We start from the raw sequence: 13,342 nt of genomic DNA, 5'->3' as shown, positions 1-13,342 counted from the left end.
TATTCCTTTCAAAAGGGGCGAGCCCGTCTGGCCCGCGGGACGCCTCGCGCGCATGGCGGGGCGATAAGTCAATGCGATGACAGGGACGGCGCGAACCCTTGCCGCGCCGTCCCGTCATGCCTGCAAGCGATCAGGCGTCGCTCTGGCGTTCGGTTTCGGCGGCGGCTTCGGCCGGGACCTGCTCGTCCTCGGTCACCGGAGCAGCGGCGTCGGCAACCGGGGCCGCTTCTTCGGTCAGCGCGGCTTCGGCGGCGGGCTCGACCGCGGCGCCGAGATCTTCGCCGCGGTTCGCGCGGGCCTGCTGGCCGCCGCGCGTTGCCGCCTGGGCAACCGCTTCGCAATAGAGGCGGATGGCGCGCGCGGCATCATCGTTCGCCGGAACCGGGAAAGCGATGCCGTCGGGCGAGACGTTCGAATCGAGGATTGCGACGACCGGGATACCGAGGACGTTGGCTTCCTTGATCGCCAGCTCTTCCTTGTTCGCGTCGATCACGAACATCACGTCGGGAATGCCGCCCATGTCACGGATGCCGCCGAGGCTGAGCTCGAGCTTGTCGCGTTCGCGGGTCTTGTTGAGCACTTCCTTCTTGGTGAGGCCCGAGGTGTCGCCCGAGAGCTGCTCTTCGAGTGTCTTGAGGCGCTTGATCGAACCCGAGATCGTCTTCCAGTTGGTGAGCATGCCGCCCAGCCAGCGGTGGTTGACGAAGTGCTGGCCCGACGCACGCGCCGCATCGGCGATCGCGCCCTGCGCCTGGCGCTTGGTGCCGACGAACAGCACCTTGCCGCCGGCGGCCGAGGTCGAGGCGATGAAGTCGAGCGCGCGCGCGAAGAGCGGCACGGTCTGCGACAGGTCGAGAATGTGGATGCCGTTGCGCGCGCCGAAGATATACGGCTTCATGCGCGGGTTCCAACGGTGGGTCTGGTGGCCGAAGTGGGCGCCAGCTTCGATAAGATTCTGCATCGTGACGACAGGTGCCGCCATAGTCTTTCTCCTTCCGGTTAGTCCTCTGGAAAGCAAGAACCGAGGCATCCGCGAAGAGATGATCCCGGCACCGGTATGTGCGCCTTCCATGTGGAATGGGCGGCCCGTTAGCCGCCTTGGCCGCCAAAAGCAAGGGGTGTCGGCGCCTTTTCGCGCTCAATCGAGCGCGCGTGACGGACTCGGTTCGGCGATAAAGCGACTCCGTTCGTCGCAAAAGACTTGAGAACAAAACGGGAACATGGAACAAAAATCCCACGAAAACCGTCGCTGATTACGAAGGTTTCGCACAAGAAAGCCGGAAGGACAAGATCATGGTTCAGGTCGCAGCCGCTCTTCTCTTCGCCCTCGCCGCGGGGCTCGGCGTCACGGTGATCCTCGCCATGCTCAAGAATAATGAAGATGCGATTCTGTCGGCGCTGCTCGGCGAAGGCGCCTTCCCGGCCGACGCCGCGCCGCAACCCGGCCCCGCTCCGCACAAGGTGACGCTGCGCCGTTCACCGGCGCGCCGCGATGCCCCGCGCCCGATCCGCGCCGCGGCGCGGATGCGGCCGGCGATCAGCCGCGCCGCCTGACCTTCGCATAGCTAGCGAGGCCGAAAGGCAGCGTCGCGGCATAGAGCGCACAGACCGCAAGCAAGGTCAGCCAGGGCGCGGTGACAAGCGCAGCGCCGAGGAGGCCTACCCCCGCGAGAGCGAACAGGCGCCACGACCGGCGCAGCCGGATCGACGACCAGCTGTAGGTCGGGATCGCCGAGATCATCAGCATCGCAATGCCGAGCGCCCACGGCATCACGACATACCATTCGCGAAACAGGTCGTTGCCCGTCGTCAGCCACAGATAGATGGGCACGAACGACAGTCCCGCCCCCGCCGGTGCAGGAATGCCGGTGTTGAAGCCTGCCGACTTGTGCGGCTGAAATTCGGCATCCATGCGCGAATTGAAACGCGCGAGCCGAAGCGCGCAGCACACGGCGAGCGCGAGCGCGGCGGTCCAGCCAAATTTCGGCGCCGCGTTGAGCGACCAGAAGAACAGGATCATCGCCGGCGCGACGCCAAAGGCGATCACGTCGGAGAGCGAATCGAGCTCGGCGCCGAACTTGCTTTGCGCGCGCAGCAGCCGCGCAATCCGTCCGTCCATTCCGTCGAGCACCCCGGCGACGATGATCATCGTTATCGCCGCCGCCCAATCGCCATCGATCGCAAAACGGACCCCGGTCAGCCCCGAGCAAAGCGCGAGCAGCGTGATCGCATTGGGCGCAAAGGCGCGCAGCGGAATCCCGCCGATGCGGCGATGCTCGGCATCGAGAGAAACTTGGGCGTCTTCCGCCATCCCTATTGCCCGACGCCTTCGATCGTCTCCCCGATGCCAATCCGCGCGACGATGGTCTCGCCCGCCAGCGTGCGCTGACCGAGCAGCACCTGCGGCGTCGTCCCCGCAGGCAGATAGACGTCGACGCGGCTGCCGAACCGGATGAGGCCGACGCGCTGGCCGGTTTTGAGTTCGTTACCCATCGACACGAAGGGCATGATCCGCCGCGCGACCAGCCCCGCGATCTGGGTGAAGCCGATGCGCACGCCGTCAGCGCGCTCAACGACGAAATGCTGGCGTTCATTCTCCTCGCTCGCCTTGTCGAGGTCGGCGTTTACGAATTTGCCGGGGATATAGACGAGTTTGCGCAGGGCGCCCGCGACGGGGGTGCGGTTGATGTGGACGTCGAAGACGCTCATGAAAATCGAGACGCGCAGCATCGGCGCGGCGCCGAGCCCGTCGGGGCCCGCGATTTCGGGCGGCGGTGGCACTTCGGCGATCTGGGTGACGAGTCCGTCGGCGGGCGCGACGATCAGGTCGCTGCTCGCCGGGGTGATGCGCACCGGATCGCGGAAGAAGGCGCCGACCCAGATTGTCACGCCGAGCATCAGCCAGCCGAACAGGTTCCAGATAGGCAGCAGCCACAGACAGAGGGTGATAATGCCCGAGATCAGCAGGAATTTCCGGCCTTCGGGATGAACCGAGGGCCATTGCCATTTGATGCCGCCGCCGGGCCGGTTCGATGAGATGATTATGGACATGGCGTTCTTCTAAGGTGCGGCTTCTATACTGACAATGGATAAGGCAGCCCGATCGTTGCCGCCCGGACCACCGAGGACGCACGACGGGCGGTTGATCAATCGTCCCGCTTTGCCTAAGGCCCGCTGCAACTCCGACTCCCCAAGGAAAAAGGCTGAAAGCATGGGCAAGATCAAGGTAGCCAATCCGGTCGTCGAACTCGACGGCGACGAAATGACCCGGATCATCTGGCAGTGGATCCGCGAGCGGCTGATCCTTCCCTATCTCGACGTCGACCTTCATTATTACGACCTCGGCATCGAGGAACGCGACCGCACCGACGACAAGATCACCGTCGATGCCGCGAACGCGATCAAGAAATATGGCGTCGGCGTGAAATGCGCGACGATCACCCCCGACGAAGCCCGCGTCGAGGAGTTCGGCCTCAAGAAGATGTGGAAATCGCCGAACGGCACGATCCGCAACATCCTCGGCGGGGTCGTCTTCCGCGAACCGATCGTCATGAAGAACGTCCCGCGCCTCGTCCCCGGCTGGACCGACCCGATCGTCGTCGGCCGTCACGCGTTCGGCGACCAGTATAAGGCGACCGACTTCCGCGTCCCCGGCCCCGGCAAGCTGCGCCTGGTTTTCGAAGGCGAGGACGGCACGCTGATCGACGAGGAAGTGTTCCAGTTCCCGTCGTCGGGCGTCGCGATGGGCATGTACAACCTCGACGATTCGATCCGCGACTTCGCGCGCGCCAGCCTGAACTACGGCCTCGCTCGCGAATGGCCGGTTTACCTCTCGACCAAGAACACGATCCTCAAGGCCTATGACGGCCGCTTCAAGGACCTGTTCGAGGAAGTGTTCCAGGCGGAATTCAAGGCGCAGTTCGACGCGCTCGGCATCGTCTACGAACACCGCCTGATCGACGACATGGTCGCCTCGGCGCTCAAGTGGAGCGGGAAGTTCGTCTGGGCCTGCAAGAATTACGACGGCGACGTCCAGTCGGACACCGTTGCGCAGGGCTTCGGTTCGCTCGGGCTGATGACGAGCGTGCTGATGACCCCCGATGGCAAGACCGTCGAGTCCGAAGCCGCGCACGGCACCGTCACCCGCCACTATCGCATGCACCAGCAGGGCAAGGCGACCTCGACCAATCCGATCGCATCGATCTTCGCGTGGACGGGCGGCCTCAAGCACCGCGGCAAGCTCGACGACAATGCCGCGCTGGTGCAGTTCGCCGACGACCTCGAAAAGGTCTGCGTCGCGACGGTCGAGAGCGGCAAGATGACCAAGGATCTCGCGCTGCTGATCGGTCCCGACCAGAATTGGCTGACGACCGAAGGCTTCTTCGAGGCGATCGTCGAAAATCTCGACAAGAAGATGGGCGCTTAAACAAGCGAATTAGTTGAGATAGCCATCTAGCCAATCGGGGCCGGCCTGCATAAGGTCGGCCCTTATGGTATCCGAAACCGAAACCTCCGCCATCGGCAACGCGCTGGTTGTCCTTGGCGCGGCGGGCGTCGTAATCCCCGCCTTCGCGAGATTCCGGATTTCGCCGGTGATCGGCTTCATCCTCGTCGGGCTGCTCGTCGGCCCGTCGGGGCTCGGCGCGCTCGCGGCCGATTATCCGTGGCTCGAACATGTCACGATCGCCTCGACCGAGGATATCGCGCTGTTCGCCGAATTCGGCATCATCCTGCTGCTCTTCTCGATCGGCCTCGAGCTGTCGTTCCGCCGCCTGTGGCAGCTCAGAAAGCTCGTTTTCGGGATCGGGGCGGCCGAACTCTTCCTTGGCGGCGCTATCCTCGGCACCGCCATCCTGTTGTTTCGCGATCAGTCGGCAGCATCGGCCTATGGCCTTGGCATCGCGCTCGCGCTGTCCTCGACGGCGCTGGTGCTGCCGATCGCCGGCACGAAGTCGGCGGTCGGTCGCGCCTCCTTTTCGATGCTGCTGTTCGAAGATCTTGCGATCGTTCCGATCATTTTTGTACTCGGCGCCTTTGCTCCAACGGCGACGGGCGACAGCGCCGAGCTTTTGCTGACGACCCTGTGGCAGGGCGCCGTGGTTGTCGCAGCACTGGCGATCGGCGGCTGGTTCCTGCTCCCGCGCATCTTCGCGCAGGCCGCGCGCGCGAAGGATCCCGAACTATTCCTCGCGGCCAGCCTGCTCGTCGTCATCGTCGCGGCGCTCGCGACCGCCGCCGTCGGGCTGTCACCGATCGTCGGCGCGCTGCTCGCGGGATTGATGATCGCCGAAACCGAGTATCACGAGGAAGTCGAGGCGATCACCGCGCCGTTCAAGGGATTGGCGCTCGGCGTGTTCCTCATCAGCGTCGGCATGGGGCTGAACCTGAAAACCATCGCCGCCCAGTGGCCGCAGCTGATCGCCGCGGTCGTCGGTGTCGTTCTGGCCAAGGCGATCGTGACCGCCGCCCTGCTCCGCTTTTCGGGCCTTGTCCGGCGCGGGACCGCCGCCGAAGTCGGCCTCCTGATGGCCAGCCCGTCCGAAACGACCCTGATCGTGCTCGCGACCGCCTTGCAGGCGCAGCTGATCAGCCGCAGCACGGCCGAATTCTGGCAGCTCGTCACCGCAATCGGCCTGACGATCACCCCCCTGCTCGCGCGCATCGGGCATGACGTCGCGCGGCGGATCGAGATGCGTACAGGCGACGTACGGACCGAGGAAACGCCCGAAGGTCGCACCGTCATCGTGGGTTTCGGGCGCGTCGGACACACCGTTGCCGAGCTGCTGCGCCAACATGGCCGACCCTATATCGCGGTCGATGCCGATATCGACACGGTCGCCGCGGCGCGGCGCGACGGTTTCAGCGTCCGCTTCGCCGACGTCGCGCGCGCCGGCAGCCTCGACAAGATGGGCATCGAGCATGCCCAGGCCATCGTGCTGACGATGGACGATCCCGTTCAGCAGTTGCGTATGACGCGGCAGCTGCGGCGGAAGTACCCGGCGCTGCCGATCATCAGCCGCGCGCGCGACGCCGACCACGCCGGCGCACTCTATCAGGCGGGCGCGAACGATGCGGTGCCCGAAACGCTCGAAAGCTCGCTGCAACTCGCCGAAGCGGTGCTGATCGACCTTGGCGTCGCGATGGGGCCGGTGATCGCATCGATCCACGACGTGCGTGCCAAGATGCGCCACGACATCATGACCAAGGGCAAGCTCGAGCAGGAGCCACGGATCAGGCGGACGCGCCGTCACGCGGCGGGTGAGGAGTCGCTCTAGGAGGACAAGACTCCATGTCTGGACAAAGTCCGACGCGACGAAAGATTACTCCGACGCCGGCTTCGCAAGCCTCGCTATTCGGCGGACGCTTGTTCGCGCAACCTTTGGCCGGAACCATCCAGAACCGTCCGCTTGACGGCATCATGCACCGCGCTGGCCTTGGCTCCGCGGTCCAGCCGGTAATATGCGGAAAGATAGGCCCAGTCGAAATCGGTCAGCCCATCGGGGGGCGCGGCGCCTTCGGTAAAGAGCGTCAGGATGGATGCCATCCCCCCTTGCGGTACCTCAGCAAAATCTTGCACCGGCGCAAGAATCCGAAAGGTGGCATAATCGGCAAGCTGCCGCACACTGTGGCCGTTGGCATGACCGGAATCGAACAGCAGGATCGTGCCGTTAATATCGCTGCGAATAGGGGAAGTCAGCCGCCCGGTTTGATACAGGCTGTTGCTCTTGTACTCGGCACCCGTTTGGCCATCAACAAATACAGGGATCGACCGGCCGTCACGGTTGCGGATTTCGGTGGCGTTCCACAGCTGCGCCTTGCCACTGCCGCGAAAAATGCGATCGATTTCAAAGGATTTGAGCGACGAGAAAAGTTCCGGCGCTTCCTGGCTCAGGCGCCTCACAGCGGCCCGGCTATCGCGAACGAACCCGATCCAGATGTTGGGCTGGCAATCGCCGCCGCCGACCGTCAGGCGCAGCGTGCGCACATTGTCTTGGATGCGCTCGGCAATGGCAGCGCCATAGGCGGCGTCGATGCCAAAAAGTTTAAGGCACAGCGGCGCATAGCGACGCGGAAGCGGATTGTCGGCCGAAGGGCGCAACGTGATCGCTCGAGCTTGATCGGCGGCGCGCTCGGCCTGCTCCGCACGCTCGCCGGTCACGATGATCGGCGTCTCCCGATCAACATTTTCCTGGGCGGAAACCGGCGCGGCCCAGACCAACGCAATCAGCAACATCAACCGTCGCATCTCTATACGCTTCCCAAATCGCACAGTCACATTCGCGCAGACGATCTGTTCTACTCCCGACGCTGTCAAGCACATGCGACCCAGAATCAATTGGCCGCCTGCCCCCCCGCCGATGCAGCATCCATCCCGCGCGCATCGGCCAGCGTCATCCCCTTGGGCAGGATCGCCAGCGACCATTGCCGCTCGGGCGCCAGATATTGACGCGCGAGCCGCTGGACGTCGGCGGCGGTAACCGCCGAGATATCGTCCTGGATCGATAGCGCCGCCGCAGCGACGCGCGGGTCGCGCGTCGCGCCTTCGAGCAGGAACATCCAATAGACATTGCCCGTCGAGGCGCGCGCGACCTGTTCGCGGATCGGCCCGGCGTTGCGCGCCAACTCGTCGGCGCTGACTGGCTTTGACACCAGATCGGCGGCGATTTCCCGCGCGATGGCATAGAAGCGGTCGAGATCCTTCGGCGCGAGCAAGCTGCCGACGAGCAGATAGCCGCCGCTGTCGAAGCCGGTCGGCCAGTGGCTGTCGACGACGGGGCCATAGCTTGCGCCCTGTTCGGCGCGCAGACGATCGAACAAGCGATCATTGAAGATCGCCGCGAGGATCTCGAGCCCGCGCGCGTCGCGCGGGCTGGCAAGGCCGCCGCCGGTGGGCCAGGCCGTCATCGCCGCCGCCTGCCCCTGCTCGCCGCGGTGATAGGCGATGTCGGGCTCGGTCACATGCTTGGCGAAGGCGACCCGCTGGCCGCTCGGCGGCGCGAGGGTCTTGCGCGACGGCAGCGCGCCCAATGTTTCGGCAAGGATCTTCTTGTAATCGACCGTTTCGAGGTCGCCGAAAATCTGCACCTCGATCGGCCCGCTCGCGAGGCGCGGCTCCCAGAAGGCGCGGAAGGCGGCGGGCGTCAGCGCCTCGATCTGCGCCTTGTCGGGCGCCGCCCAGCGCGCGTCATTGTCGGTCAGCCAGCCGCGCAGATTGCGGTCGAGCACCGCATTGGGCGTCGCGTCGTTGAGATCATATCCGGTGAGATAACCGATACGCAGCCGCTCGACCGGTGCGGGATCCCAGCGGGGAACGGCCAGCTTGCCCGCGATGAGCCGCATCTGGTCGGCAAGATCGGCGGGGCGGCTTTCGGCCGACAGCTCGAACGCATCGTCGTCGATCGCGAAATTCATCTGAATCTGGCGACCATTGGTCAGCTTGTCGATCTCGTTCTGACCCCATGGGCCGATCCCGCTCGCGACCAGCGCATAATCGCCGGTCCACAGGAGATTCGGCGCGTCGGCAGCGACGCTGCGATTGCCGGTGCCGAAGCGCACATTGACGCGGACCTTGCCCGGTTCGACCTTGTTGTTCGAAACCAGCGCGGTCACGCCGTTGGCGAATTCGATGCGCTCGGCGCGCAGCCCGAGGATGGGGCTGGTCGACGTGATGGTCCCCGCTGGACCAAGCGCGGGCAGCTGCTTGAAGTCGGCGTCGACCGCCGCCAGCCGATCGTCGCGCGCCGTCACCGGCGCCTTCAGCGCGGCGAGCACTGCGGCGTTGCCGCCCGCCGACGTCGGCGTCGTCAGCACGACGCGCGTGACCGGCGCGGCGAAGATCGCCTTGCTGATGTCGAGCATCACCTGCGGGGTCGCCGAGGCGCGGATCGCCTTGAACATGTCGACCTGACCCTGCGGGCTCGTCACCGTCTCGCCGATATCGACCGCGCGCACCATATCGTCGGCGAGCCGCGCACCGGGTTCGTTGCGGGCGTTCTCCAGCTCCTTCAGCAGAAAGGCCTCGATCTCGTTCATCTCGCGGTCGATGTCGGCCTGCGACGGCGGGGTTTTCACGGCGTCGGCGATCACCCCGCGCACATCGGCGAGCGCGGCCTTCCAGTCGCTCAGGGGAACGATCGACGCCATCGTCACGTCGGCGCTGCGGCTGACATATTGCTGCTCGACCGTCGCGACGAGATAGCTGCCCCCGGCGCGCGCGGTGTTTTCGAGACGGCGGTTGACGAGCGCCTGGGCGATATATTCGAGGTAGAGCCGCCGTGTGTTTTCGACCGTGTCGATGCGTTTCTTCCACGGCCGCACCATCGCGAGGGTGATTGCGAGCGGCTGGCTGGCCTCGACAATTTCGAGCGCGGCGGGCTGTTTCGGATCGGGCTTGCCAAAATCGGGCGCCCGCGGGTTCGGGCCGTCCGCCTGCCAGTCGCCGTAATATTTGGCGATCAGCCGGGCGAATTCGGCCGGGTCGCCGTCGCCCGAGATGACGACCACCGCCCGGTCGGGGCGATACCAGCGATCGTGAAAGGCGCCGACCGTTGTCGCGCTCGCCTTGCCGAGCGACTCCGTGGTGCCGATCGGCGAGCGATCGCCGAGCAGCTGGCCGGCGAAAAGATGCGCGTTGGTCGCATCGGCGATCCGCTTTTGCGGACCATCGGATTCGCGCAGTTCGGCCATCACGACGCCGCGTTCGGCGGCGACCGCAAGCTCGGAGATGCGCGGAGCGCGGATCATCCCCGACAGCAATTTCATGCCTTCGTCGAGATTGGCCGGCGTGACGCTGGGCAGGTCGAGCTGGTAGACCGTCTGCGTCGGCGTCGTCTGCGCGTTCGAATCGCTTCCGAAGGTCACGCCGAAGCGCTGCCAGATGCGTTTCGCTTCGCCGTCAGGGATATGTTCAGACCCGCGGAAAGTCAGATGTTCGAGCAAATGCGCATAGCCGCGCTCTTCGTCGGTTTCGAACATCGACCCCACGTCCATGCGCACGCGGATCGACACCTGCCCCGGCGGCACGCCGTTGTTACGCACGGCATAACGCACGCCGTTGGGGAGCACGCCGAACTGCCACGCGGTGTCGCGCGGAATGTCGCTGCCGGCATAGAGCCAGTCGGCGTTCTTCGCCTGGCTCTGCGCGGTCGCCGTCGCGCTGTCTGCCTGCGCGCTTGCGGCGAGCGGTGCCAGAAGCAGTGCGGCGGCGCCGGACAGAAAAAGCGAACGGGCGAAACGAAGCGGGCGGCGCGGGGGAGAATAGGACATTGCCCCTTCTTATCGCCTCCGAACCTTGCTGGCCACTGAACTGTCATGCTTGCCCGGGGCGCAGCATGGGCTTAGCCAGCTAGAATGAACGCTTCATCTCCCGTCCCGCTCGCCGCGCTGATCCAGATGACGAGCGGCATCGACCCCGACGCGAATCTGGCGACCATCGATCGCGCGCTAGCGGAGGCCGCGGCGCGGGGCGCTGCCATGGCCTTTCTTCCCGAGATGTCGCTGCTGCTCGACCGCGACCGCACGCGATCGGGCGGGCATATCGCCCGCGAAGCCGACAGCCCTTGGCCCTCGGCGTTACAGGAAATGGCTCAAAAGCACGGAGTCTGGTTACATTCGGGATCGATGCCCTTGCTTGCCGACGACGGCGAGCGGCGCGTCAACCGCAGTCATGTCATCGCCGCCGACGGCGGCATCCGGGCGCGCTATGACAAGATCCACATGTTCGACGTCGCGCTGCCTTCAGGCGAAAACTGGCGGGAATCGGCGACTTATGTGGGCGGGGACAGGTTGACGATCGTCGACACGCCGCTCGGACGGATGGGTCTCAGCATATGCTACGATTTGAGATTTCCCGAACTCTATCGGGCGCTGGCCGACCGCGGCGCGACGGTCATCGCGATTCCTGCCGCCTTCACCGTATCGACCGGCGAGGCGCATTGGCATGTGCTGATGCGCGCGCGCGCGATCGAGACGCAATGCCATGTCCTGGCAGCAGCGCAATGCGGCACGCACGTCGACGGCCGGCAAACCTATGGCCACAGCGTCGCGATCGATCCATGGGGAGCGATCCTTGCCGACGCCAACGGAGAGGAAGCGATGGCCGGGAAGGACTATGTGCTGGCGCTGGCCCCCGTCGATGCGGCGGCCAGCGAACGCGCTCGTCTGGCGATCCCGCTGGAACGATCCCGCGCAATGCGAAACATCACGCCCTGACCAATCGACGCAATGGCTGCGCGCGCCAGCCATCGATATTCGGAACCCCAAATGCACAAAAGGCCCCGAGCGGAGCTCGGAGCCTTTTGGTATCGGTACGATCAGCCGAAATTACGGGCTGGTCGGTTCGTCGTCGTCGTTGTCCGACGCGATGATGATGCCACCAACGACGGCAACGAGAGCGAGGACAGCGATGATCCAGCTCGTGCTGCCTTCGAGTTCGCTCTGGCCGTCAACGGCCGAAGCCGCGCGAGCCGCGGGGGCTGCCGATGCGGCGACCGGAGCCGCGAGCATCGAGGTCGCTGCGAGAGAGATCGCAGCCTTCTTAAGCAGGTTCATCTTATTCTCCGTCCACTGGATTACTCTTGTCGAATCACACCGGAGGAACCTCCCCGGTCTGCTTCTGCAGCGCCTTCTTAGGCACGGCCTTCAGCAATTGCAACGACGATTTGCCCTAGCTCGCCAAATCTTAGTAAATAATAAATAGGGAAAAACTTGTCGCAAAGAATAGCGCTTATCCGCGCCGCACGCGATCGAAGGATTCGCTTGTCACGGGGTAGCCGAGATGCGCCGGAATGCACAGATAGCTCTGCCCTTCGCGATCTTCGACCCACGGCGTGACGAGTTCGACCGGAAACTGCCGAGAATGAACGGAAAATCCTGCAAAATCAGTGGCTTGTGCAATACGCTCGAGATTGCGGCGGGTCGGGAAGATCACCGACACCTCGCCGCGATCAGCCATCGCCAGCGTCTCCTCGGCGCTCGCCCAGAAGATATGGCTGTGCTCGGCTTCTTCGACCGTCAGTTCATGGCTGTGCGGCGGGGCGGCGACGGCATAAAATCGCGTATCGAATGTCCGGGCCTCTTTGAAATTCGGGCACCAGCGGGCGAAGGGAACGAATGATTCCAACGCGATTCGATCGCCGCGCGCAGCCAGAATATCGGAAAGCAGCGTGCCGTCGAGCAGCGCTCGACGCACCTCCGCCACCTCTTTTTCCGCCAACCCCGGCCAGCCGACCGCCAGCCCGGTTTCCTCCAGCGTCTCGCGCAGCGCGGCGACACGCGCCGCGCCATCGGCCTCGTCGACCCCGAAGCCATAGCGGCCCGCCACGCGATAATCGTCGGGATCGACCCGCCCCCCCGGAAATACGACGGCGCCCGCCGCGAAGGCCATCTTTGCCGACCGCTTGACCATCAATATCTCGTCGGGGCCGCCGCTGTCCGACGGCCGCATGATCACAAGCGTCGCAGCGGGCACGGCGCCATCGGGCAAGACGGCGGGCGGTGTGGTCGGCGAAGTGGTGTCGGTCATGACGAAATCGATAACTGTGCCGCGCCGCCCTGTCATCTCGGCATTTCATCCCGGCATTGCGGGTGCGCGCGGACGGGTGCAAGATGACGCGCAATCGGGCGATCCGGAACGGGGAGCAGGATATTGGGAATCGTCGAGATTTTGGGCGTCGCCGGCAGCCTCAGCCTTCTTGCCGGCTGGCGGCTCTACCTCACTATATTGGCGACCGGCGTCGCGATGCGGTTCGGCTGGCTCCCGCTCCCCGAACATCTCGCGGCGCTGCAGATTCTCGCCAATCCCTGGGTGTTGGGCGTGGCGGCAATTGGGACGCTCGCCGAGTTCCTCGCCGACAAGATCGCGTGGGTGGATTCGGTCTGGGACACGGTTCACGGCATCGTCCGCCCTCTGGGCGGTGCGCTCCTCGCGCTTGCGCTCGTCGATTCCTCGGACCCCGCATGGCAGGTCATTGCCTTCCTGCTCGGCGGTGGCGGCGCGCTGCTTAGCCACGGGGCGAAGGCGACGACACGCGCGGTCGTCAACGTCAGCCCCGAGCCCTTCAGCAACGCCGCGGTTTCCACCGGCGAAGATGTCGCGACGGGCGGCCTGCTCGCACTCGCCATCGCCTATCCGCCGCTCGCGATCATTATCGCGATCCTGCTCGCGGTGGCCGCGATCGTGGTGATCATCGCACTGCGGCGGCTGCTCCGCAACGTCAAGGCGACGCTGAAGCGCGCGCTGGGCGACGAGCCGGCGGCGCCAATCGATGCTTAACAGTTTGGCAATATTCAGTTAATAAGCTCGACGAACAGGGGGGCACCGACCCGATAAGGGAGCGATGTC

General features: G+C 65.0%; 12 protein-coding genes. 5 read left to right on the top strand and 7 right to left on the bottom strand.

Annotated features, from left to right (window positions below; translation table 11 throughout):
* Positions 1 to 130 precede the first annotated feature (130 nt).
* Positions 131 to 982 (bottom strand): 30S ribosomal protein S2, encoded by an 852-nt coding sequence (rpsB, locus tag OVY29_RS01365; RefSeq protein ID WP_037555084.1) that lies wholly within the window; start codon positions 980 to 982, stop codon positions 131 to 133.
* 311 nt (positions 983 to 1,293) lie between these two features.
* Between rpsB and OVY29_RS01360 the strand changes: the two genes are divergently transcribed.
* Positions 1,294 to 1,554 (top strand): hypothetical protein, encoded by a 261-nt coding sequence (locus OVY29_RS01360; RefSeq protein WP_037555082.1) that lies wholly within the window; start codon positions 1,294 to 1,296, stop codon positions 1,552 to 1,554.
* Here the strand turns inward: OVY29_RS01360 and OVY29_RS01355 are convergent.
* Positions 1,538 to 2,311: a CDP-alcohol phosphatidyltransferase family protein gene (locus OVY29_RS01355; protein ID WP_037555081.1), complete on the bottom strand. Its 774-nt coding sequence runs from the start codon at positions 2,309 to 2,311 to the stop codon at positions 1,538 to 1,540. The genes OVY29_RS01360 and OVY29_RS01355 overlap by 17 nt on opposite strands.
* Before the next feature lie 2 nt (positions 2,312 to 2,313).
* Positions 2,314 to 3,051: a phosphatidylserine decarboxylase gene (locus tag OVY29_RS01350; RefSeq protein WP_037555080.1), complete on the bottom strand. Its 738-nt coding sequence runs from the start codon at positions 3,049 to 3,051 to the stop codon at positions 2,314 to 2,316.
* A 160-nt stretch (positions 3,052 to 3,211) separates the two neighbouring features.
* Between OVY29_RS01350 and OVY29_RS01345 the strand changes: the two genes are divergently transcribed.
* Complete coding sequence (locus tag OVY29_RS01345) at positions 3,212 to 4,426, top strand: NADP-dependent isocitrate dehydrogenase (RefSeq protein WP_037555079.1); 1,215 nt, start codon at positions 3,212 to 3,214, stop codon at positions 4,424 to 4,426.
* Between the two features lie 64 nt (positions 4,427 to 4,490).
* Entirely contained in the window at positions 4,491 to 6,275 is a 1,785-nt protein-coding gene (locus tag OVY29_RS01340) for a cation:proton antiporter (protein ID WP_037555078.1), read from the top strand.
* Between the two features lie 74 nt (positions 6,276 to 6,349).
* On the opposite strand, the gene OVY29_RS01335 is transcribed toward OVY29_RS01340, so the two are convergent.
* Positions 6,350 to 7,237, bottom strand: a complete 888-nt coding sequence (locus OVY29_RS01335; protein ID WP_152567604.1) for a hypothetical protein — start codon at positions 7,235 to 7,237, stop codon at positions 6,350 to 6,352.
* A 95-nt stretch (positions 7,238 to 7,332) separates the two neighbouring features.
* On the bottom strand, positions 7,333 to 10,266 hold the full coding sequence (locus OVY29_RS01330; protein WP_081933061.1) for a M16 family metallopeptidase: 2,934 nt from the start codon (positions 10,264 to 10,266) through the stop codon (positions 7,333 to 7,335).
* Between the two features lie 84 nt (positions 10,267 to 10,350).
* Here OVY29_RS01330 and OVY29_RS01325 point away from each other — a divergent pair, with 84 nt between their 5' ends.
* Positions 10,351 to 11,211: a carbon-nitrogen hydrolase family protein gene (locus OVY29_RS01325; protein ID WP_037555075.1), complete on the top strand. Its 861-nt coding sequence runs from the start codon at positions 10,351 to 10,353 to the stop codon at positions 11,209 to 11,211.
* 111 nt (positions 11,212 to 11,322) lie between these two features.
* Here OVY29_RS01325 and OVY29_RS01320 read toward each other — a convergent pair whose 3' ends face one another.
* Together OVY29_RS01320 and OVY29_RS01315 are read right to left on the bottom strand one after the other, a co-directional pair.
* Positions 11,323 to 11,550: a hypothetical protein gene (locus tag OVY29_RS01320; RefSeq protein ID WP_037555073.1), complete on the bottom strand. Its 228-nt coding sequence runs from the start codon at positions 11,548 to 11,550 to the stop codon at positions 11,323 to 11,325.
* Between the two features lie 175 nt (positions 11,551 to 11,725).
* Positions 11,726 to 12,523, bottom strand: a complete 798-nt coding sequence (locus OVY29_RS01315) for an NUDIX hydrolase (RefSeq protein WP_052182196.1) — start codon at positions 12,521 to 12,523, stop codon at positions 11,726 to 11,728.
* 123 nt (positions 12,524 to 12,646) lie between these two features.
* Between OVY29_RS01315 and OVY29_RS01310 the strand changes: the two genes are divergently transcribed.
* Positions 12,647 to 13,273, top strand: a complete 627-nt coding sequence (locus OVY29_RS01310) for a DUF4126 domain-containing protein (protein WP_037555071.1) — start codon at positions 12,647 to 12,649, stop codon at positions 13,271 to 13,273.
* Positions 13,274 to 13,342 lie beyond the last annotated feature (69 nt).

It is taken from the genome of Sphingopyxis sp. SE2, assembly GCF_032227185.1.
GTDB lineage: Bacteria > Pseudomonadota > Alphaproteobacteria > Sphingomonadales > Sphingomonadaceae > Sphingopyxis.
Note: the sequence above shows the minus strand (reverse complement) of the source record. Positions and strands in the feature narration are given on the sequence as shown.

Bases quoted from the DNA above. Each gene is read 5' to 3' on its own strand.
- OVY29_RS01325 (WP_037555075.1), top strand. From the start codon at position 10,351: ATGAACGCTTCATCTCCCGTCCCGCTCGCCGCGCTGATCCAGATGACG.
- OVY29_RS01360 (WP_037555082.1), top strand. From the start codon at position 1,294: ATGGTTCAGGTCGCAGCCGCTCTTCTCTTCGCCCTCGCCGCGGGGCTC.
- OVY29_RS01345 (WP_037555079.1), top strand. From the start codon at position 3,212: ATGGGCAAGATCAAGGTAGCCAATCCGGTCGTCGAACTCGACGGCGAC.
- rpsB (WP_037555084.1), bottom strand. From the start codon at position 982: ATGGCGGCACCTGTCGTCACGATGCAGAATCTTATCGAAGCTGGCGCC.
- OVY29_RS01320 (WP_037555073.1), bottom strand. From the start codon at position 11,550: ATGAACCTGCTTAAGAAGGCTGCGATCTCTCTCGCAGCGACCTCGATG.
- OVY29_RS01355 (WP_037555081.1), bottom strand. From the start codon at position 2,311: ATGGCGGAAGACGCCCAAGTTTCTCTCGATGCCGAGCATCGCCGCATC.
- OVY29_RS01350 (WP_037555080.1), bottom strand. From the start codon at position 3,051: ATGTCCATAATCATCTCATCGAACCGGCCCGGCGGCGGCATCAAATGG.
- OVY29_RS01315 (WP_052182196.1), bottom strand. From the start codon at position 12,523: ATGACCGACACCACTTCGCCGACCACACCGCCCGCCGTCTTGCCCGAT.
- OVY29_RS01340 (WP_037555078.1), top strand. From the start codon at position 4,491: ATGGTATCCGAAACCGAAACCTCCGCCATCGGCAACGCGCTGGTTGTC.
- OVY29_RS01330 (WP_081933061.1), bottom strand. From the start codon at position 10,266: ATGTCCTATTCTCCCCCGCGCCGCCCGCTTCGTTTCGCCCGTTCGCTT.